Below are 22,353 nucleotides of genomic sequence, written 5' to 3'. Positions count from 1 at the left end.
AACTACGGTTTAACATTGTTGAGCATCAGATCATTAAATGTTCCGCGGATCTTCCGGCTGTATTCCGTAGGCTGATTTCCCGGTAAAATATATTCCTGGTGAAAGGATTTTAATTTCTGCGAAATCAGGTAAGCCTTCACGGTGCATTGATGTTTCATGGCTAAGATCAATGCGTGCATCCTGCCGGAATACACATCCGAAGCGGATTGGTACAGCTGCTTCAGGTCATTGACAGAAGACAGCTTTGCCACCGGCAACTCCAGGTGATAATTCAGTTTTATATAATTCCGGAAAGCAATGGTTTCGGCCGCATCGGTGATGGTAGTATAAAACAGCTCTACCGATAATCCTGCATCCAGGTATCCTTTTACCACTGCAAACCACTCTTCATAGTAATCTGCATTGGTTTTACCGGGCTGGTTATATTTTGCAAACACCTCGTTAAAACTGGTAATTCCTACCAGTGCTTTCCTGTTTGTATTTCCTTCTTCAATCCTGTTTTTACCGCTGTAAAAAGCGATGTCCGGCGTGAGCACTGCTTTGTGGCCAAACTTTTCAAACAGGGATGCTTTGGAATAACTGTCTCTGACCCAGATGAGGTCTGCCTTTGACAATGCTTTTGAGAAGAGGGACTGCTCTTTTGCATTGAAGGTAGTACCCACTCCCACACCAATGATATAAATTTTCGCACGGGTAAATTTCTTTACCAGGAGCGTCCACCAATACATGGCAATTGCAAAGCGGCTGGGATAGTCTTTTCCTGATGATTCAATCAGTTGTCCGCCGCCAATCACCACGATGTCGTAGTTCCCTTTACGTAATTTGGCGCGGATATGTTTATAGTTGATACCGATCCAGTATAAACCAGCCAGTTTCAACTTTGCTTTTTTTGCAAACGACAGCGCAGGCGGCGCTATAGCGCCTGTTCCCGCTTCCAGGTAATTATATGCCGGCATGCTGTTCATACCGGGGTTGGTGAAATAGGCAAAATCTGTACTGAAATCGCTATCCCGCAATAAACTGGTCATGCTTTCACGGATGGCCTGATCACCCAGATTATTGGAAAACCCTTCATTAATGATTAACGCCTTTTTCATATTTGTCTTCTTATCAATTTTCCGATCAATGATCGCTGATCTTTATTTAAACTTACAAACCAGGCAAAAGGAACACTGCCAATGCCAATTATGATGGCCGATACCATCAGCCCGCCCCAGGAACCGGGCAACATGAATTTCCTGCACCCCCACGATAATAACAGTACCCACACAAACAATCCGCATCCTCGCAAAATACTGGGATAATAAAACCAGGGTTTCTGCTCCAGGATCCTGGCAGCATAGGTGGGTGAGAATATCAGGTTCTTCACCGTTAATAATACTGCCGATACAATGGCTACACTATAGATGCCCCAGTTAAAATATTTTATGACCAGTATGCCTAACACCAGGTTCAGTATGCCACAAAAGAAGGACGTGAGTCCCGGTACTTTTACTTTGTTATATACCGAATTGATAGACAGTATGGGCAATACTGACAGGTTAAAGATCAAATGACCGGTCAGCAGGATCATCAGCGGGTAAAAATGTGTGAACTTCTCACCTACCCACAACCGGAGGATCACATCCGAATAGGCAACGATAATACCTATTGGAATAGCCAGTACCAGTCCCATTGCTACCACCGAATACTTCGAAAACTTCAGCAGGTTGCTGAAGTCTTTATCTGCATAATATTTATATACCACTGGTGTAAATATGGCTACAAATACCCCTGCAAATGAACGTAATAACGTGTGCCACTGGGCTACGGTACTGAATTCACCGGTAGCTGTGGCTCCATAGTAATGATTCAGTAAAATGATGTCAATATTGATAAAGAGCAAGGTGCCTATCTGGTTAATCACCAGCCAGAAACTCATGGAGGCCACATATCTCACTATCTTCTTATCAAAACTGGCCATCCGTAATTTCAGAAACGGAAATTTCCGGATGATCCAGATCAGCGCTGCTGCAAATGACACCAGTGAAGCCAGGAAGAAGGAAACTCCTATCAGGCTTAACTTTGCCGAAGTATTCAGCAGTAAAAAGATCAGCGCTGTTCTTACCACTATTTCCAGGATGGCAATGATGCGTTGGATATAAATTTTATTCGACGCAAATGCCGGTACCAGGAAAAGTCCGCGGATAAAGGTGAGTACGAAAGAGGTGATAATGGCGATGAACACCCACCTCATTTCTCCCACGGCGTATCCGCGATAACTGATGATGCTGTCTATTTTATATAAGAACCAGCCTATCAGCGGCAGGATAGCAACAATTAACAGGGTGGCTGAAATGATGGAGGAAGAATAGATGGCGTTTGAAGACGCATGATCATCCTTTCTCATTGCCAGTGTAAAGTTCCTTCCTACCGCCGCGTCAATAGCAATGGTAATGATAGACAAGTATGAACTGAAAGAAGTAGCCAGTGCTATGATACCATAGCCATCCACACCGATCTTCGCGATATAAAAAGGTACTACTACCAGCCCCAGTAAAATATTTAAAACCAAAGCCAGAAAGTTAGTCCCTAAGTTTAGCGACATCTCATAGCTCACCCCTTTCGTTGACATCAAATATCAATTTCCAAATTATTTATATATGTTTCTGCGTTAACTGCTTTTAGAGCCTGCCGTCTACCAGGCTTCTATCTACACAAGCTTTGGTATCAAAAATGACCCCGTTGTTACGTCTGTACTTCAGGTAATCAAAGGTTAAAAACTCTTTATGTGCTACTGCTACGATGATAGCGTCGTATACAGCGCCTTTATCAATAGCGTTTAAGATTTTCACGCCGTATTCTTCTTCCACTTCTGCGGGATCAGCCCAGGGATCGTAGATATCTACATTCAGACCGAACTGTTTCAGTTCGTGATAAATATCCACCACGCGGGTATTACGTACATCCGGGCAGTTTTCCTTGAAGGTAATTCCCATGATGAGCGCTTTTGATCCTTTGATTTTATGATCTTTATCGATCATCAGCTTCACTACCTTATTGGCTACGAAGTGACCGATATGATCGTTTACACGGCGGCCGGACAGGATCACCTGCGGGTGATAGCCTACAGATTCCGCTTTGTGTGCGAGATAATAAGGATCTACACCGATGCAGTGACCACCCACCAATCCTGGCTTGTATTTCAGGAAGTTCCATTTGGTGCCGGCGGCGTCGATAACGTCGTTGGTATCGATACCTATCCTATCGAAGATCAGCGCCAGTTCGTTCACAAACGAGATGTTCACGTCGCGCTGTGCGTTTTCAATGGCTTTGGAAGCCTCGGCCACCTTCAGGCTTGGCGCCTTGTGGGTACCTGCTTCAATGATAGAACCATACAGGGCATCTACTTTATCTGCAATTTCAGGGGTAGAGCCGCTGGTTACTTTCTTGATCTTTGTGAGGGTGTTTACTTTATCACCCGGGTTGATCCTTTCCGGGGAGTATCCCACAAAGAAGTCGGTGTTATATTTCAGTCCGGATACTTTTTCAAGTACGGGAACGCAGTCTTCTTCTGTACAGCCTGGGTATACGGTAGACTCATAGATTACGAGGTCACCTTTTTTCAGGATGCTTCCCAGCATTTCAGACGCTTTGATAAGCGGGCGGAGATCCGGCGCCTTGTAGGCATCTATCGGTGTGGGAACCGTTACAATAAACGTGTTATACTTTTTCAGATCTTCCACATTGGAAGAGAAAGAAAGCCCGATGTCTGATTTCTTCCCGGCTTTCAATGCTATCACGGCGGTCAGATCTTCCATGTTAGCTTCCCTGGTACGGTCAGCGCCCGCAGCCAGTTCTTTTACTCTTTCCTTGTTGATATCAAATCCCAACACATCGTATTTTTTGCCAAATTCAATTGCTAACGGCAAACCAACATAGCCCAGGCCTATAACGGCAAGATGGATATTCTCAACGCTGTTGCTAATCTTAACCATAAAATATTTGTCTGTCTTTTATTTTTTTAAGTCTTTTAATACAGTCCTGCCATCCATCCAACTGATAAGTACAGGGTATATCCGGGGCAAAATGGCGATGCATACACGAATATACATAATATCGTAATGCTATTTCCCGTCCAGCACGGCCCGTTTCCTCCATTTCCCCAGGAAACGCTTACCACCGCCGTCTTCATTGCCGTAACCGTACCCGTATCCATACCCGTAGCCATAGCCGTAGGCGCTCTTATTCTTCACATCATTGATAACGATATTGATCCGGGGCAGTTTACGCTGCAGGTACAGGTCTTTAGAGATCTGCAGCTGCTGTTTGAAGGTAACGCCGTGGCGAACCAGGTACAGGGTGGCATCCGCATAGCGGGCCAGTACCTGCGCATCTGTTACCAGCCCTATCGGGGCGGAGTCGATCACGATATAATCAAAGCGTTCATTCAGTTCTTTAAACAGCGCTTCTGTCCTTTGCTGTAATAACAGCTCGGTAGGATTTGGCGGAATAGGACCGGAACTGATGATCCAGCAGTTTTCATGAATCCCTGATGGCCTGATCAGCGCTTCCATAGAAGTTTTACCGATGGCATAAGTGCTGAAGCCTTCATGGTTGGGCAGGCCCAGTCGCTCTGCGATCTTAGGCTTGCGCAAATCCATTTCCATCAGCACTACCTTCTTCCCTGAAAGGGCCAGGATGGCCGCCAGGTTGGTAGACACAAAGGACTTTCCTTCTCCTCCCATGCTGGAAGTAACAATTACCGCTTTATTACTGATATCAGACAATACAAACTGGAGATTGGTTCTTAAAGCACGGAACTGCTCCGCTACCGGCGTACGTGAATCGGCTTTGGTGACAATCATATTTGATGAGGCGTGACCAATTTCCGCCAGTACCGGCACCGGTGTGTTGCTGGTAATGTCCTGCTTATTGAGGATCCTTCTGCTTAACAGTTCTCTCATGTACAGGTATCCGGCCGGGAGTGCTACGCCCAGTACCAGTCCTAACAGAAGGATGAGGATGCGTTTTGGTTTGAAAGGCAGTGCATCGCTTTTGGCATCGTCAATAATGCGGGCGATAGCCAGGTTAGAAGTTTTGGAAATCGCGGACTCTTCTCTTTTCTTCAGGAGAAACAGGTATAATTCCTGTTTGATGGCCTGTTGACGGGAGATATCCAGGAATACCCTTTCTTTGGCAGGCACCTGCCTGATTTTCTGATTGAGGGCGCTGGCATTCTTTTGCTGTTCTTCGATGCCCACCTGGATACCTCTTTTCAGGGAAGCCAGGTTGCTGAGCAGGTCGGAACGGATGCCTGCGAGCTGCTGGTCCATATTCACCACTACCGGGTTGGTAGTTGTGCTGGACATCAGCTGGCGTTCCCTGTCGAGCTGCAGGGTGTTATAACGCTGTACCAATCCTACAAAGGTAGGGTCCTGTACAATGAGGGAGGAAGGCACTACCCTTTTATTGTTTTCGGTGTCGCGCATATATTGTTCCAGCGACTCTACCACGTTTAACTGTACCTGTTGTTCCAATAGCTGTTTGCGGGCGTCGCCGGTACCTTCTACCAGTAATTTCGACTGTGATTCAATATCTGCCAGTTCATTATCCTGTTTGAACTGCTGTATATTTTTTTCTACCCCCGACAACTCCTGTGTTACAATAACAAGACGGTTGTCGATGAAGGCGATGGTGCTGTCGGCAATACGGTTTTTGTCTTCCACACTTGCTTTCAGGTAGGTGGTCAGCAGGTTGTTCAGCACTTTTTCTCCTTTTTCAGGAATCCGTGCATCTAAACTCAGATCGATGGTACTCACCTGTTTATTGGGAATACGCACATCCAGCAGCAGCTGGTAATTAGCCGTAGTTTCATCTACAGACGCCACTTTGACGGTGTAAGCCGACCGGGTGAAAGGAAACTCTGTACGGGTTATTTTTGCCACGCCTTCCTGGAGGTGAAGCGTATCATTCCAGGCAGCGGTACGTGTACCTTTTTTGCCGGACAATTCAAATTTATCATTCCCCAATGGTGTGATAACATAAGAGGTTTTGTTAATGGTATCATTGAGGGAAAGCCATTGCAATGAAAAAGGAAGGTTACCGTATTGCTCGGATTCTTTCACTCTTCCATCTACAAAATAAGATGTGTTCAGTTGCAGGTTGTTCACTACCTTCTGCATGAGGGTACGTGACTTTAATATTTCCACTTCATTGTCCACGCTGCTTTTATTGGAAAAAACTTCCAGCTGTTGCAGTATCTCCTGACCGGGGATATCGCCACCTTTCTGGTCATCCTTTACCAGTACTTTAGCACTGATTTTATAACTGGGAGTGGCGTAGCGGAGATACAACCACGCAGCAGACACACCCATTATTATGAAAATAACAAACAGGTACCAATGTCTCATAAGGGTATCCAGTATATAACGGGGGTTGATCCCGCCGTCTTTTTCCGGCTCCCTTGCCTCGTGCCCATTTAAATGAGCTGCGTGATTCGTAAAGATATGCTCTGGCATATTTTCTTATTAAAAAATTAAAAATTAATTCTCGACACCGCCACGATCAACAGTGATAAAACAGATGCCAGGATTGAAATACGTTTTACCTGTGCAAAGTCCGTACTGGACACTTTCGATTTATTAGGTTCTACATATACTACATCTCCCTGATGCAGGTAAAAGTAGGGAGACGAAAAAATATTGCTCTGGTTCAGATTCAGTCTCACAAATTCCTTCTTTCCATTATTATCCCTGATCAGTAATACATTTTCCCTTTTTCCGTAGATAGTAAGATCGCCGGCTGCGCCCAGTGCATCCAGTAAGGTTACCTTCTCATTGGGCATCACATAGGTAGAAGGCTTGTTCACTTCTCCCAGTACGGTGATCTTAAAATTGGCAAACCGCACGTTTACTACCGGATCTTTATAGTAGGTAGCTGCTTTTGTTTTGATCTCTTCCCTGACGCTGTCGGTTGTTTTGCCCTGCACCATTATTTTACCAATCAATGGCAGTACCACATATCCGTCTTTATCTACCAGGTAGCCGCTTACTGCTGCGGCAGCGGGTGCTGCAGCGGTATTACCGCTTACCGGCACTGCTGCGCCGGATTGATTCAGCATGGCGGTAGCCGTTGGATCAAGCGTTTGGATGGTTATCTGTAAGATATCATCTGCCTGGATTAACGGCGTTGAGTAAGTGGCCTGTTGTATTTCATGTTGTTTGATAGTATCCGGTACATCTCTGAAATACGTAATGTTTTTTGGCGCCGAACAGGAAGTGATAAATAACGTGACCACACCCGACAACACCATTAATAATCCTTTAAAATCTCTGATAGATCGCTCACACATATTGATTGCTCTTGTTTCTTATTTAGTAATGAATACCGGATGATCAGATGATCATCTTTCCCTTATCAAGTTCTTCATAAGTAGAATTTTTGCTGATGAACTCCGGTACCAGTTGTTTCATCCTGGCCACCGTTGGCGTGAGATAATGTTTCCTGGCAGATTCTATCAGTTGATTCACTTGTTCATTCACCTCGGTAAAATCTGATGCACGTACTTTGGCAATCATAATTTTTTCGTGGTAAGTGGGTAAGGTATTCTCTGCATTGTTCAGTAATTCTTCATACAGTTTTTCCCCTGGGCGTAAGCCGGTGAAAACGATCTGTATATCTTTTCCGGGTTCTTTACCGGACATACGGATCATTTTACGCGCCAGTTCCGCAATCTTCATGGGTTTACCCATATCGAACACGAATATTTCGCCTCCCTGTCCCATAGAACCGGCTTCCAGCACCAGCTGGCAGGCTTCGGGGATGGTCATGAAGTAGCGGGTAATATCCGGATGGGTAACCGTTAGCGGGCCACCTTTTTCCAGCTGTTGTTTGAAACGTGGAATTACAGATCCGTTTGAGCCCAGTACATTGCCAAAACGGGTAGTGATAAAGCGTGTGGGAGGTGTACCATACACCGGTCCTATTTTCTGGTATTTTTCATTCAGGTGGTTGTTGAACGACTGGGAGAAGATTTCGGCAATACGTTTGGAGGCGCCCATTACGTTGGTAGGGTTCACCGCTTTATCCGTAGATACCATTACAAATTTCTCGGCGCCGTATTCCACCGCCAGTTCCGCCACTATTTTAGTACCCAGTACATTATTCATTACTGCGATGGAAGGATTTTTTTCCATCATGGGTACATGTTTGTAGGCAGCGGCATGATAAACGATTACCGGCGCATAGATTTCAAACAGTTGCTGCATCCGTATACGGTCGCATACATTACCGATAAAAGGAATCACCGGAACCCCGCTGATGGTTTCCGCCAGTTCCAGCTCCAGTTCGTGCAGCGGCGATTCTGCTTTATCACAGAGTATAACTACCGATGGTTCATATTTTATTACCTGTCTTACAATTTCACTACCAATAGAACCGGCAGCTCCTGTAACCAGGATACTCTTTCCTTTCAGTTCTTTACTGAGCTGTACGTTTTTGATGTTGATAACAGATCTTTCAAGAAGATCTTCTATGTTGATATCCTTTAACTGGATACCGCTATTGGTGTTACCTTCTGTCCACTGGCTCACGGGAATGATTTTTTGTACACGTATGTTTAATGCGATACATTCTTCTACGAGTTCATTGAGGTGTGTCCTGTCCAGGTGATCTTCCGGAATCAGCAACAAAGTTGCCTTTGCCTGTTTTACGAGCTTATACAGTTCTCCTTTGCGGGAAGCGTAGATGGGTAATCCTTCCAGCGACTTACCGGCATGTGCATTGGTGTCTGCCAGGAAAGCGGTGATACGGATATCCGAGTGCGGATCATCACTGATCGCTTTCCGCAGCATGAGACTGGAATGTCCTGTATAATAAATCGCAGCACGGGTTCTGTTCACCGCGCGGAAATTATTATAATATTTGAAGATCCATTTCACCAGCAGGCGGTAGGATAACAGCAGGAAGGAGCTGATGAAGAAGTTGATCAGGATTACAGACATGGGAAAAAGCGCCTGTTCCCGATCCAGCAGATGGCTGTAGCTGACAGCGAGATAGATACCACAGCTGATAATGTTCAATGCTGCAATACGCCCGATATCAGCAAGGCTGGTAAAACGGACGATTCCCCTGTAAGTGTGCAGCAGCAAAGATAACGCGAGCGTTACAGCTCCGGTAAGCAAGGCTATCTTTTCCAATGGAAACAAAACAATAGCAGATGCATCAAAATTTAGTCTCAGGAGAAATGCTAAATTGATTGCGATGACAGAGCACCCCAGGTCTAACAGTAAGATTAGCCACGACGGGGTAATCCATGATGAATTACGCACCATAGGTTCAATAATAAGATATGGTTATTAAATATAAGCTCGCCTGTTCAACTAAGGTCGCGCAAGTTTCAAGGTTTTCATAGAGGCGCTTAGTTAGAATACAGGACGGAGAATTAATTGATTATAATCTTTCTTTCGGTTTTCAAAGTTAGCGCAAGATAACTACTAAAAATGAAAAGTTCTGTTATGAAAAAGTAAACTGTTAAATTTTTTTTTCAACGTTCTACTCTTCTGAAAGATTAATCACACAAAGCACTTCCGAATCCCTTTTAACAAAGCGATTATGACTACCATTTTTCCTATGGGCTATCTGCTCAAACACTGGTCTGTTGGCACATAACGACAAATAACCCCGCCGGATAAACGAAAAATGCGGATCAGCCAATCATGCTGTCCAGTTTGCATACTATTAAAGAAAATTTTCCTGTGATGCTACATTGGTGGTGATGCACCCCGATCTTTTGCTGTAACGACTTGTTCTGATGCCGCTCTAAAGTGTTAAATAGATGAAACATGGTCTTTCAATTTTTCTGGTTAACGCAGCTGCTAAAAATATGGCTATAATAATATGGTTAAAAAAAATCACTGCGCTATCGATTCTTGCAACGCACGCAATTGAACAAACACCATACCAATTTAAGGGATCTGTTTAATTTCCCGGCCTAAAGTTAATGAAGTATTTATTATACTCCTTTAATTGTTAAAAAATAACGAAAATATTCTGTAGATAATTATAGCATACTCACTCAGGATACCTCACTAAAAAAACGGACTCACCGGTAACCGGTGAGTCCGTTTTTTTAGTGAGTATAACGTAATAGCGTATACGTAAAAGATATTACCCGGCCGTAATAAATACTACCAGGCTCTTCGCCCCATGTGCGCCCAGCACCAGCGATTGCTCGATATCTGCTGTTTTGGATGGACCTGCAATAAATACCCCGAACCCGGTTTGCGGCGCGCCGATCTTTTCATAAGCCTCATGCATGGTAGGCAGGAGCCTGCCGGCCGGCAGTACAATGGCCAGATGCTGACAAATAAAAGGCAATACCCTTACCGGTATTTCGGCTTCTGTAAGCCATATGGCGCCGTTTTCCGCTACTCCCCACTGACCGGGCACAACCGCCATATCCACATCTTCCAGCAGATGCGGATCTTCGTTTATCCATGCACGTTGTTCATCCCCTACCCTGATAATACGCTGCAGGTGCGGATAATGCTCCGCCAGTAATGCAGGTATTTCACTTTCATCCTTTATCTCAAACAAACTGCCGCCTAATCCTTCCAGTACTTTACGGTAGGCCTCCAGCGTACCCGGCATATTGCCGGATAATCCTTCCAAAGACGGCAATACGGAAGCCTCCGGTTGATGTTGCTTCACAGCGGCTAATATCTGGTCCCTGCTGCTCATGATTTTTTATTTTTTTCGTACCACTGGGAGAAGGATTGCTTCGGCGGAGCCGGCATCTCTCTTTGTTTATACCAGGGATTTAAACGGTTATTCACCATACCGGGGAAAGCGCGCATTACCCAACGCCCCATTTTACCGGCGGTCCGGTAAACAGCGGGCGTAGACAATACCCCGCTCATTGCCTTCATACTGGCTGTTTTTGCGGCCGTAGTATAGCCTTCCTTTACCAATACCTGCCGCCACTTATACAGCTGCTGGTGAATATCTATTTTCACCGGGCATACATTGGAGCAGGAGCCGCACAGCGTAGATGCAAAGGGCAGGTCGGCATAATCCTTCATATCGAGGTTGGGCGCCAGAATAGCGCCAATAGGGCCCGCTACAGCGGTATGATAGCTATGTCCACCGCTGCGGCGATATACCGGGCAGGTGTTCATGCAGGCGCCACAACGGATGCACTTCAGTGAATTGCGGAAATCTTCCCGTCCCAGCTGCCTGGAACGGCCATTATCCACCAGTACAATATGCAGCTCCTGGCCGGGCCGGGGTTGCCTGAAATGACTGGAATAGGTAGTAATGGGCTGCCCGGTGGCACTACGGGCCAACAGGCGCAGGAACACTCCCAGGTGCTTACGCTGCGGGATTATTTTTTCGATGCCCATACAGGCAATATGCACATCTGCCAGGTGCGCGCCCATGTCGGCGTTACCTTCGTTGGTGCATACCACCATTTCACCGGTTTCCGCTACCGCGAAGTTCACACCGGTGATCGCTGCTTTGGCCTGCAGGAATTCCTTCCGCAGGTGCTGCCTTGCGGCAGCGGTCAGGAATTGCGGGTCTGCGTTACCTGCGGGCGTACCCAGGTGTTCGTGGAACAGCTCTCCTATCTCTTCTTTCTTTTTATGAATACAGGGCAGTACAATATGACTGGGCGGCTCTTTGGCGAGCTGCACAATCCGTTCTCCCAGATCGGTATCAATTACTTCGATGCCATTGGCCATGAGGTGGGGATTCAGATGGCATTCTTCTGTGAGCATGGACTTACTTTTCACCAGGTGACGCACCCCGTGTTTTTTCAGGATGCCTGTTACGATCTGGTTATGCTCTTCTGCATCCGCGGCCCAGTGAACGATGGCGCCATTCTGTATTGCCTGCTGTTCAAACTGAACGAGATAATCGTGCAGGTTGCCCAGGGCGTTCAGCTTGATGGCGGAAGCGGTTTCCCGCAGCTGTTCCCATTCCGGAATGCTCCAGGCCATCTTATCCCTTTTGGCGCGTACCCACCAGAGGGTTTGGTCGTGCCAGTCCACCCGCGGCTCATCTTCGTTGAACTTGTCTGCCAGCGTGGCGTGATCAGCTGTTTGCCTGTTCATGGATATTCTGATTGAGAATTTCTGCAATATGCATCACCTTTACACCAGCATGCTGCCGGCGTAAAATGCCTTCCATGTGCATGAGGCAACTCACATCTGTTCCGGTGATCACCTCTGCGCCATGTTTAACGTGATCGGCTACACGATCTTTTCCCATTTTTACGGATACGGCTTCTTCGGTAACACAGAAAGTGCCGCCAAAGCCGCAGCACTCATCCTGCCGGTCCAGCGGTACCAGCTCCACTCCTTCCACCATACGCAGCAACTGCTCCGGTTTGGAGAAAGGCGCCGCCACCAGTTCACTCATCTGCGCAAGGGCGAGGCCACGTTGACCGTGACAGCTCTGGTGCAGTCCTACTTTACAGGGAAAACGGGCTGTCAGCTTTTCTACTTTGAGTACATCTGTGAGGAATTCCGTGAGTTCGTAGATCCGTTCACGTATATGAGTGGCTGCTGTTTCTGCTGCCGGATCGTGCAAATGATCTTTGATATGCAGCACACAGCTACCAGAGGGGCCTACAATATAGTCGTAGTCAGCAAAGTTTTTAATGAACAGGCTATTGCACTGGTGCGTAAGATGTTCGTATCCTGAGTTAGCCATTGGCTGGCCGCAGCAGGTTTGCCCCTGGGGAAACTCCACTTCACAACCCAGTTTCTGCAGCAGCTGCAGGGTGGCAATGCCTACCTGCGGGTAGAACTGGTCAATATAACATGGTATAAATAATCCTACTTTCACGGGTAAAGTAATTTAAATGATCATTGCTGACCTGCAAATTTAGCGGGCAACGCGACAGTAATCCTCCCTCTTTTTTACCGGTTACTGGCTTATTTTTCACTGATCTAAATTAAAGCAGTGTTTGGAGGTTGGCAACCCGGTCTGTCCTGTTGCGCGCCTTAATCGTTCATGATCTGTTCTTCCTGTTTCTTTTTGAGATACCATTGTACCACGCGGATTTCAGCGAAAGTAGCGGCATCGCCTACTCTTTCCTTGATGGGACCTGCGGCGGTGGCGCCTAATTCGCCGATATGCTTGAGGATAAGGCGCATGGTGCGTTCGGTAACAAAACGGTTGATGTCCATTTCACCGGCTTCCACGCATTGGGCCAGGTGGCTTTCAATGGTACTGATGGCGAGTTGGCGCGCCGTGGCAATATCGGGGATAGATTTACCGGCGAGATATAGTTCCAGTGTACCGCGACGGCTGCTGCCTTTTTCCACTTTGCCTTTGGCAGCTTTTTCCTTGGCAGCGGTAACAGGAGCCGCGGCGGCAGCGGCATCCGCGTCTCTGAGTTTGGTGTAGTCTTTTAAACCGGTGGTAAAGTCCAGGTCAGCGTAGGATACTTCCCAAACGTGCCGCAGCTTGTTCCAGCAATCGGCTTCGAGGGCCATGAGCTGGAGGAGATATTTTTTCGACTTTGCTTTTTTCACATCAGCGATGTGTGTTTGCAAAGGCTGGATAAGATCTTCATAAATACTTTGGGTAAAATAGCCGATGGCTTTATTTACCCGTAGCTTCAGCTGTTCCATTTCCCCTGTTTGCACGGCGGTATCCAGCAGTTGATGCAGCTGTGTTACAAACCGGGTGGCTACTTCCTGTTGCTGTTCTGCTTTGGCAGACATAGCGCGGCTTAGTTTAATGGCCGCGTCGAAGTCGGGGAGCTTTTTATCCTGGATCCATACGGCGTGGCTGCGGATGGTGGCCTGCATACGGTACCAGTCGAACAACTGGAGCAGTGACGTAGCCTGGAACTTTTTCTTTTCCATTTCCAGCAACACTACCAGTTCATTGGCTTCATTCTCTTTTTCTGCAAATTCAATTACCTGTCGGTCTGTTCTGATGCTACCATGCCCGATGCGGGAATGCAGTACCAGTCCGTCGAGTGAAGTACAGCGGCTCAGCGCCACGTATACCTGCCCGGGTGCGAAGGCGTATCCTGCGTCGATGATGGCGCGTTCAAAGGTAAGGCCCTGGCTTTTGTGGATGGTGATGGCCCATGCGAGGCGTATCGGGAACTGGGTAAAGCTGCCTATTTCTTCTTCCTCAATGCTGTTCTCATCCTGGTTGTAGGAGTAGCGGATGTTTCGCCAGGTTTCCTTTCCCAGTTTAAGCTCTTCATGGGAGCCTGCGAGCACCAGCATAATTTCATCGTCGTTGATTTCCTTTACAGTAGCTATTTTGCCGTTGTAATAACGACGGGGTTGCGCCAGGTCGTTTTTGAGAAACATCACCTGTGCGCCAACTTTCAGTTGCAGCAGTAGTTCTGTAGGTAGGGCCTTGTCGCTGAAATCCCCTTCTATCTTTCCTTCAAAGCGATATACTTTTCCGGGCATATCTGCCAGGCGCCGGGCATTGATTTCATCGGCCTTCCGGTTATGGGTGGTGAGTACGATGTACTCTTCATCTTCTCCCTTAAAATTCGGCTGATAATGTTCATTCAGCAACTGCAGGTCTTCGTGCAGTACTTCATTATTGCGGATCCGGTTCAGCACATCAATGAAGTGCTGTTCATTTTGCCGGTAAATTTTCTTCAGTTCAATATACAGTGGCGGCGCCTGTTCTATTACTTTGGCGGCAAAGAAAAAGGTGCTGTTGTAATATTCAGAGAGCATGCGCCATTCTGCATCCGGCACCACCGGCGGGAGCTGGTACAGATCCCCGATAAACAATACCTGTACACCGCCGAAAGGCAGCAGTGGCTTATTGCGGAAATGGCGGAGGATCACGTCGATAGCATCCAGCATATCGCAGCGCACCATACTTACCTCATCGATGATGAGCAGTTCCATTTCCTGCAGCAATACTTTTTTATCGTTGGTGAAACGAATATTGCGGAACAGGCCGTGTTTATCTGTACTGCTGATTTCATCCATTCCAAATCCTCTTTTAGTGCCGGGGATAAAAGGTCCGAAGGGCAACTGGAAAAAAGAGTGCATGGTAACACCACCGGCGTTGATAGCGGCTACTCCTGTAGGCGCTACTACTACCGTGTTTTTACGTGTATGTTCTTTGATATATTTCAGGAACGTAGTTTTCCCTGTACCGGCTTTACCGGTAAGGAAGATATGGCGGTGTGTGTGGTTTATGAAATCTGCCGCCAGGTGAAAGATAGTATTTGTATTATCCGGTTGGGGCATTTGCTGTTAAATTGAAAGGGCGAATATACAGAAAAAGTGGCGAAAACGGCGGAGATATTGCGTGTAACCAAATGTAAAGTATCTTCGTTTTACTTTCTGTCAACAAAAAACTTTTTTCGCATGAACGATATCAGAATTGCTACCGCGCAATTTGAAAACAGGAGTAATGATAAAGCCTATAACCTGGGTGTTATCCGGGAGTTATCCCGGCAGGCCGCTGCCGACGGCGCTGATGCCGTGGCTTTCCACGAGTGTTCTGTGACGGGTTATACTTTTGCCAGGAATTTATCGCGGGAGCAGATGCTGGAGTTGTCGGAGATAATCCCGGGAGGTCCGTCTATCAAGGCGTTGCAGGATATTGCCGCTGAAAATAATATTGCCGTGCTGGCGGGATTGTTTGAAAAAGATGCAGACGATAATTTATTCAAAGCCTATGTATGTGTAGATAAAAACGGGCTGGTGGCGAAGTACCGCAAGCTGCATCCGTTTATCAATCCGCATCTGCAGCCGGGAAATGAATATGTAATCTTTGATCTGAAGGGATGGAAGTGCAGTATGCTGATTTGTTACGATAATAATATTACGGAGAATGTACGCGCAACGGCCCTGCTGGGCGCCGAAATCATTTTCATGCCACATGTAACCATGTGTACGCCATCTACACGGCCCGGTGCGGGTTTTGTGGACCCGGCGCTCTGGGAAAAACGCCGGGAAGACCCTACTTCGCTGCGACTGGAATTTGACGGTATGAAAGGCCGTTCCTGGCTGATGAAGTGGTTGCCTGCGCGTGCGTATGACAATGCGGTGTATGCCGTTTTCTCCAACCCTATCGGCATGGACGACGACCAGCTGAAAAACGGCTGCTCCATGATCATTGATCCGTTTGGTGATGTGATCGCAGAATGCCGGAAACTGGACAATGAGGTAGTAACGGCTACGCTTACACGAAATAAACTGACCGAAGCCGGTGGGCACCGGTACCGGCTGGCGCGCCGGCCCGATTTGTATGGAGAAGTGATTGCAGCGGCACATACGCCGGTACAAAAGGTGGTATGGCTCCAGGAAAAGGAGTAAATGCGCTATGGCAGCAGCGGAGGCGCTGCTGATACGGTATTCCTGACCGGCAGCACCGGGACTTGATAATTTAAACTAAATTATAATACAAACAAAAAAACACGATTGGTTGCGGGTTTTGGCCGATTGGCCTTAAATAAAACCAGGAAATCCATCTGGCCGGTTATCTTTGCAACTCCTGACACATGTTTACAGAGCTTTAAGATAACCCGTTTTTTAGCTTCTTGTATAAAAGAACCGTTCCCTTGTGGAGCGGTTTTTTGTTTTCCGGGACGGGGGTGTGCAGCGCCTTCGGCGCTTTAAAATTGTCCTGGAGCTGGATTAAACTTATTATGCTGATTTCACTGATTTGGCTATCAGAGATAGTTACTATTGTGGGAGATGGATATACATCGCTATTACAGGGATATTACCTGGAGATGGGATAGGAAATACAGTGGAGATGGGGATTACATGGAGTGAACGTGGAGTTCACGTGGAGGGGACGTGGACTTGATCGGGAAACGTACTACCAGTAGGGGTTCCGGCGGTTTTTATTTTGCTGGTTATGGGGGGTACCACGTGCATGATATCGGCGGCGGTGAAGCGGCGGCTGGCCAGGGCGGCCTTGTTAGCGGATGTATTTATTTGTAATACGTGCAGCAATGTGCCGTGTCCACTGAGGCGTGTATCCAGTGCTGCGCCTTGAAAGGGCTTACTTAAATCGATGGTGATCCCCTTTGCGCGGCTGCTGATGATGCGCCGTTGCATAAAGCTGATACGGACAGCAATAGCGGTGATATGGAGGTGTGTGGCATTGCCCTGGGGAAGCAGCTCCTGTGCGGGTATGTTCCAGGTTCCGGCGGGGGTTAGTACCGGTTGCCGGCTAAAAAACTGTTCCACCGCGGTATGCCTGTTGAACCGGAAGCCCTGCAACTCCTGCATGCCGTTTTTCCCGGCCCGGATCAGTGCTTTATTGAGGCGGTTTACGCAGGTATCGTCCGGCGTAATATCCAGCAGCGGCCCAATGGCGTGCCGGATCAGCTTCGCCTTTGTGCTGGCAATGCCGAACTCCCGGGCAGACTGCCTGGTAGCGCCGGTTTGCCGCACTGATTGCGCCATTGCGCGGATAAAATAAATTCCATTTCTCCGGTAACCTACCTGGTTTTCCAGTTTACCGGTAAAAAGGACGATCCCTGTTTGTTTTGCCATCGTTTGATAAATCTGTTTCCTTAAAATTACGAAAACAGGCTGGCCGGAGAGACAGGAAGAAGAGACTGAACAAAATGAACAACACGCAGGATTTCATGCATAAAAAAACCGCCCTGGCAAAGCCAGCGCGGTTTATAACGAACTATTATAAAATAAATTATGCCAGTCTTACGTTAACAGCATTCGGGCCTTTTCTACCTTCTTCCACGTCAAAAACTACGCGGTCATTTTCGCCGATGCTTTCTTTGATACCAGATACGTGAACAAAAATTTCTTGTCCTGAACCTTCGATTTTAATGAATCCAAAACCTTTAGCTTCATTAAAAAATTTTACTACACCTGTTTGCATTATATTTAATATTTAATTGTGAACGTGTTCTCGCCATTATTACAGCAGGCGGCTACCTGGGCAACTAGAAGAAAGACTGTAAGAAAAAGCTGAATGTGAAGAGGTGATCTACCAACAGAATTGAAATACATTATCCTTAAGAAGCGGTACGAAGATAAATGATTTCCTGAATACAACCCTAATTTATTTTAAACTTTTTCTTCGCCACTATGGCCTGCTGGCTCATAATTCCATATTAAAATATATTTTCGCATTCTATATGAAACATCCTGACGCATGGCGGATAAAAGCCATATTAACCGGTTCTGCCGGTAACCTTGTAGAATGGTATGATTGGTACATTTACGCCACGTTTTCACTCTATTTCGCGCCGGTCTTCTTTCCGAAGGGCAGTTATACCGCCCAGTTACTTAATACGGCAGCCATATTTGCGGTGGGTTTCCTGATGCGGCCCATTGGCGGCTGGATGTTTGGCCGCATTGCCGATAAACAGGGGCGTAAAGCCTCCATGACACTGTCCGTGCTCCTGATGTCGCTGGGTTCCCTGCTCATTGCATTTACGCCCTCCTATAACAGTATTGGCCTGGCGGCGCCTGCGCTGCTACTGATAGCGCGCCTGTTACAGGGCCTCAGCGTAGGCGGCGAATACGGCACCTCCGCCACCTACCTCAGCGAGGTGGCTACAAGAGATCTGCGGGGTTTTTACTCCAGTTTTCAGTATGTAACGCTGATAGGCGGGCAGCTGGTGGCACTTGGTGTGCAGATGCTGCTCCAGAAGGTATTCCTTACGCCGGCCCAGCTGCATGAATGGGGATGGCGTATCCCGTTTGTGATTGGCGCCGCGCTGGCGTTTTTTGCGCTCTACCTCCGCCGGCATATGCAGGAATCCACTTCTTTCGAAAAAATAAAAGCAACAAAAGATAAAGGCTCCCTGAAACTGCTGTTTAAAAAGCATCCACGGGCAGTGATGACGGTAGTGGGATTAACGATGGGCGGCACACTGGCCTTCTATACCTATACTACTTACATGCAGAAGTTCCTGGTAAATACCGTGCATCTGACCATAGAACACGCCACTACCCTCACCTTCTTCCTCATGCTCATCTTTGCCATTTTGCAACCACTCTTTGGCTGGATTTCAGACATCTATGGCCGGAAGCCTTTGCTGATCGGGTTTGGTGTGTTAGGGACAACATTTACCGTTCCTATTTTAACGGGCATCAGTCATGCTACCTCTGAATGGACCGCCTTCTGGCTTATTTTAATGGCGCTGCTGATTGTAAGCGGTTATACCTCTATCAATGCCGTGGTAAAAGCGGAAATGTTCCCCGCGGAAGTGCGGGCGCTGGGGGTTGGATTCCCCTATGCCATTACAGTGGCGCTTTTTGGCGGCACCGCAGAACCTATTGCGCTTTACTTTAAGAAGATAGGGTATGAACCGCTGTACTATTGGTATGTAACCATTTGCATCTTTATTTCGCTGCTGGTATACGCTACTTCGCGGGATACTAAAAAGACGTCTTTGCTTGATAGGGATGCGTAATTTCCCTGATGGAGCCATCGGCATTACCGATGATCAACCGGGTAGCGTAGTGGAGAAATAATCCATTTTCCACTACGCCGGGAATATTATTCAGTTGTGCGTGCAGTGCTGCTGCATTATGTATTTTCTGATAATGGCAATCGAGGATATAGTTGCCATTGTCCGTTACAAAACGGTTGTTGTCTTTTAAACGTAAAACAGGATGCGCTCCGAGCGCCGCCAGTTGTTTGAAGGTAAGCTCCCATCCAAAGGTGGTTACTTCTACCGGCAAAGGAAATTTGCCCAGGTGCTTTACCAGTTTTTTTTCATCTATCACTACCAGCATTTCTTTTGATGCTGCTGCAATAATTTTTTCCCGCAGCAATGCGCCGCCCCCTCCTTTGATCAGTTGCAGTTGCGCATCTGCTTCATCTGCCCCATCTATATCAATATCTATCTTCTCCACCTGTTCAAAATCTACCAGGGGAATCTGTTGCTCTATGGCCAGTTGCTCCGATTGTGCGGAAGTAGCCACCGCCTTTATATCAAGGCCCGATCTAACTAACTCGCCTATACGCAGAATTGTATAATACGCTGTGCTGCCTGTACCCAAACCAACGGTCATACCAGGCTTAATATATTCAGCGGCTTTTTCGCCTGCTGCTTTTTTACCGATATCTGTTTGCATGGAACAAATATAACTATTCGCTGTTAGCTAACGATATCTTGCGGGAGAAAATGCAGCAATATCCATACTGGTATTGGAGCCATTGGCCAGTTCCGCCAACAGCTTGCCCGTAGCGGGTCCCAGGCTGAGGCCCATCATAGCGTGACCGGTACCCATCAGCAAATTGGTGTGGGAGGGCGCATAACCGATATAGGGCAGGCCATCCGGTGAACAGGGGCGGCAACCGCTCCATACCTGTTTTTTATCGGGTGTTTGTATAGGGAGATTGGGGAAATACCGGTTCACTGAATCCACGATTCCGGCCACACGGTTCATGTTTACCTGGTCGTTCACCGGCGCTACTTCCATGGTACCACCGTAACGTAAACGATTACCCATTGGCGTTAGTGCCACCCGTGCTTCACAAAGAATCGCCGGGATATTTAAGTTCACGGACGGCGACTCCAGGGTAACTGAATAGCCTTTGCCTGGCATCATGGGAAGACGTTCACCCGCCAGATGCGCTACAGCAGGGCTCCAGGAGCCGGTTGCCAGTACAAATACATCTGCGGTATGTGTTTCCTGCCCGGTTATTACTGCCGTTACTTTATTGCCGCTGGTTTTGATTTTTGTTACTTCGCGCTGTGGCAGGAACTTCACCTGTTTTTGTTCCAGGTATTGTTTTAGTTGCTGCATCAGGTCGTTGGGATAGAGATGGCTATCGCAGCGATAATGCACGCCGCCCAATACATCCAGCTGTACCTGTGGTTCCAGCGCCTGCAGTGCGGCTTTATCCAGTACTACCGCGTCCAGTCCCATTGTATTGGCCTGGGCGGCGAGGTGTGCTTCTTCTTCCGCCACCGCAGCTGTTTTATAGTACATGATAATGCCTTTGCGCTCCAGTCCGAAGTTAAACCCGGGCTGTTGCGCCAGCGATGTATACAACGAGCGGCTGAGTAAATTGATATCCCTCAGTGGCAGCGCGGAAGCTTCCACATGCTTTGCGGTAGCGCTTTTCATGAATTTGAGTCCCCAGCCGATGAGTTGTTTATTCAGCGAAGGCTTTACATAAAAAGGGCTTTTGCTGCTAAACATCCACCTGATTCCCTGTGAGATGATGCCCGGTGCAGCCAGTGGTACAAAATGACTTGGAACAATCATGCCCATGTTTCCATAGGAGCAGTTGTTGCTGAAATCTCCTTTATCGAGTACGGTTACTTCCCAACCGCTTTCGTTCAGATAGTAAGCGGTACAAAGGCCGATAATTCCACCACCGATGACGATTGCTTTCATGTTTTAATAAGTTAGATCACCTGGAATCCGTGTACATACGGGTCGTCGTCATCCAGTATAATAGTGTTATAGCCGGTTACCATTGCCCAACCTTCGATACCCGGTACAATAGCGGGTTTCCCTCCAATGGTGGTTTCTGCTTCAATGGTGCCCGTGAATTGTGAGCCGATGATGCTTTCATGGATGAAACGGTCGCCTGCTTTCAGTTTTCCTTTGGCGTGCCACTGTGCCATCCTTGCGGATGTACCGGTGCCGCAGGGGGAGCGGTCGATGGCTTTATCGCCATAAAACACCGCGTTACGCGCCGTTGCTTCCGGGCTGATAGTGGCGCCGGTCCAGAGAATATGGCTTAATCCTTTGATATGCTCATTTTCCGGATGCACAAAGGAATAGTTTTCGTTTAGTCTTTTCCGTAATTCGCGGCTCCAGGATACCAGTTGATCGGCCGTATGATTTTCCAGTCCTTTGAAGTTTTCCTGCGGATCTACTATTGCGTAGAAGTTACCGCCGTAGGCCACATCTACTTTCAGCAACCCGAGATCGGGGCACATCACTTCCAGGTTTTCTGCAGCGAGAAAAGACTTTACGTTGGTGAGCTTTACAGATTTCACCTTCTTCCCTTCCTGTACATAGCTCACCAGTACCAGTCCGGCTGGTGTTTCCAGTCGCAGCTGGCCGGGGACCTTTGGAATAATAAGCCCCTGTTCAATAGCGATAGTCACGGTACCGATGGTACCATGACCGCACATTGGCAGGCAGCCACTGGTTTCAATATATAATACGCCGGTATCGTTTGCTTCATCAGTGGGCGGGTACAGGATGCTGCCGCTCATCATATCATGGCCGCGGGGCTCAAACATGAGCCCCTTACGGATCCAGTCGAACTCCTGCAGGAAATGCAGGCGTTTCTCCATCATGTTGTTTCCCTTCAGCACGGGGCCACCGCCGGCCACCAGTCGAACCGGGTTGCCGCAGGTATGCGCATCTATACAAAAAAAAGTCTTGGTCGACATAATCATTTAATATT

17 protein-coding genes are annotated in these 22,353 nt (G+C 47.4%); 2 read left to right on the top strand and 15 right to left on the bottom strand.

Features of this window, described 5'->3' with window-relative positions:
- Positions 1-2: 2 nt before the first annotated feature.
- The 10 genes from B5Z18_RS27700 to B5Z18_RS27655 form a co-directional block, all read right to left on the bottom strand.
- A complete protein-coding gene (locus B5Z18_RS27700) occupies positions 3-1,097 on the bottom strand; it encodes a polysaccharide pyruvyl transferase family protein (protein WP_079472802.1) in 1,095 nt (364 codons plus the stop codon).
- Entirely contained in the window at positions 1,094-2,614 is a 1,521-nt protein-coding gene (locus B5Z18_RS27695) for an oligosaccharide flippase family protein (RefSeq protein ID WP_079472801.1), read from the bottom strand. The genes B5Z18_RS27700 and B5Z18_RS27695 overlap by 4 nt, the downstream gene beginning before the upstream one ends.
- A gap of 49 nt (positions 2,615-2,663) precedes the next feature.
- Positions 2,664-3,977 carry a nucleotide sugar dehydrogenase gene (locus B5Z18_RS27690; protein ID WP_079472800.1) on the bottom strand — a complete coding sequence of 438 codons (1,314 nt, stop codon included), beginning with the start codon at positions 3,975-3,977 and terminating at the stop codon, positions 2,664-2,666.
- A 129-nt stretch (positions 3,978-4,106) separates the two neighbouring features.
- A complete protein-coding gene (locus tag B5Z18_RS27685) occupies positions 4,107-6,500 on the bottom strand; it encodes a GumC family protein (protein ID WP_079472799.1) in 2,394 nt (797 codons plus the stop codon).
- A 17-nt stretch (positions 6,501-6,517) separates the two neighbouring features.
- Positions 6,518-7,333 carry a polysaccharide biosynthesis/export family protein gene (locus B5Z18_RS27680; protein ID WP_079472798.1) on the bottom strand — a complete coding sequence of 272 codons (816 nt, stop codon included), beginning with the start codon at positions 7,331-7,333 and terminating at the stop codon, positions 6,518-6,520.
- 43 nt (positions 7,334-7,376) lie between these two features.
- Positions 7,377-9,179, bottom strand: a complete 1,803-nt coding sequence (locus B5Z18_RS27675; protein ID WP_235016041.1) for a polysaccharide biosynthesis protein — start codon at positions 9,177-9,179, stop codon at positions 7,377-7,379.
- Between the two features lie 970 nt (positions 9,180-10,149).
- Positions 10,150-10,722: a LutC/YkgG family protein gene (locus B5Z18_RS27670; RefSeq protein WP_079472796.1), complete on the bottom strand. Its 573-nt coding sequence runs from the start codon at positions 10,720-10,722 to the stop codon at positions 10,150-10,152.
- A complete protein-coding gene (locus tag B5Z18_RS27665; protein ID WP_079472795.1) occupies positions 10,719-12,095 on the bottom strand; it encodes a lactate utilization protein B in 1,377 nt (458 codons plus the stop codon). Before B5Z18_RS27665 ends, B5Z18_RS27670 begins: the two co-directional genes overlap by 4 nt.
- Complete coding sequence (locus tag B5Z18_RS27660; RefSeq protein WP_079472794.1) at positions 12,076-12,831, bottom strand: (Fe-S)-binding protein; 756 nt, start codon at positions 12,829-12,831, stop codon at positions 12,076-12,078. The genes B5Z18_RS27665 and B5Z18_RS27660 overlap by 20 nt, the downstream gene beginning before the upstream one ends.
- Positions 12,832-12,989: 158 nt before the next feature.
- Positions 12,990-15,230, bottom strand: coding sequence for a helix-turn-helix domain-containing protein (locus B5Z18_RS27655; RefSeq protein ID WP_079472793.1), 2,241 nt, complete (start codon positions 15,228-15,230; stop codon positions 12,990-12,992).
- A 120-nt stretch (positions 15,231-15,350) separates the two neighbouring features.
- On the opposite strand from B5Z18_RS27655, the gene B5Z18_RS27650 reads away from it, so the two are divergent.
- The gene (locus tag B5Z18_RS27650) at positions 15,351-16,304 is read left to right on the top strand and encodes a nitrilase family protein (RefSeq protein WP_079472792.1); all 954 of its coding nucleotides are present in this window, start codon (positions 15,351-15,353) and stop codon (positions 16,302-16,304) included.
- 471 nt (positions 16,305-16,775) lie between these two features.
- On the opposite strand, the gene B5Z18_RS27645 is transcribed toward B5Z18_RS27650, so the two are convergent.
- Both B5Z18_RS27645 and B5Z18_RS27640 read right to left on the bottom strand, forming a co-directional pair.
- Entirely contained in the window at positions 16,776-17,495 is a 720-nt protein-coding gene (locus B5Z18_RS27645) for a hypothetical protein (RefSeq protein WP_079472791.1), read from the bottom strand.
- 157 nt (positions 17,496-17,652) lie between these two features.
- Positions 17,653-17,844, bottom strand: coding sequence for a cold-shock protein (locus B5Z18_RS27640; protein WP_079472790.1), 192 nt, complete (start codon positions 17,842-17,844; stop codon positions 17,653-17,655).
- Positions 17,845-18,103: 259 nt separating this feature from the next.
- Between B5Z18_RS27640 and B5Z18_RS27635 the strand changes: the two genes are divergently transcribed.
- Positions 18,104-19,387, top strand: coding sequence for an MFS transporter (locus B5Z18_RS27635; RefSeq protein WP_079472789.1), 1,284 nt, complete (start codon positions 18,104-18,106; stop codon positions 19,385-19,387).
- Here the strand turns inward: B5Z18_RS27635 and rpiA are convergent.
- Genes rpiA through B5Z18_RS27620 form a run of 3 tightly spaced genes read right to left on the bottom strand, consistent with a single transcriptional unit; the run spans position 19,353 to position 22,339 of the window.
- Positions 19,353-20,054: a ribose-5-phosphate isomerase RpiA gene (gene rpiA / locus B5Z18_RS27630; protein ID WP_079472788.1), complete on the bottom strand. Its 702-nt coding sequence runs from the start codon at positions 20,052-20,054 to the stop codon at positions 19,353-19,355. The genes B5Z18_RS27635 and rpiA overlap by 35 nt on opposite strands.
- Before the next feature lie 27 nt (positions 20,055-20,081).
- On the bottom strand, positions 20,082-21,326 hold the full coding sequence (locus B5Z18_RS27625; protein ID WP_079472787.1) for an NAD(P)/FAD-dependent oxidoreductase: 1,245 nt from the start codon (positions 21,324-21,326) through the stop codon (positions 20,082-20,084).
- An 11-nt stretch (positions 21,327-21,337) separates the two neighbouring features.
- Entirely contained in the window at positions 21,338-22,339 is a 1,002-nt protein-coding gene (locus B5Z18_RS27620) for a 4-hydroxyproline epimerase (protein ID WP_079472786.1), read from the bottom strand.
- Between the last annotated feature and the right edge of the window lie 14 nt (positions 22,340-22,353).

Source organism: Chitinophaga ginsengisegetis, assembly GCF_900168065.1.
GTDB classification, from domain to species: domain Bacteria; phylum Bacteroidota; class Bacteroidia; order Chitinophagales; family Chitinophagaceae; genus Chitinophaga; species Chitinophaga ginsengisegetis.
The sequence above is the reverse complement of the archived record's forward strand: the minus strand, read 5'-3'. Positions and strand labels throughout refer to the sequence as shown.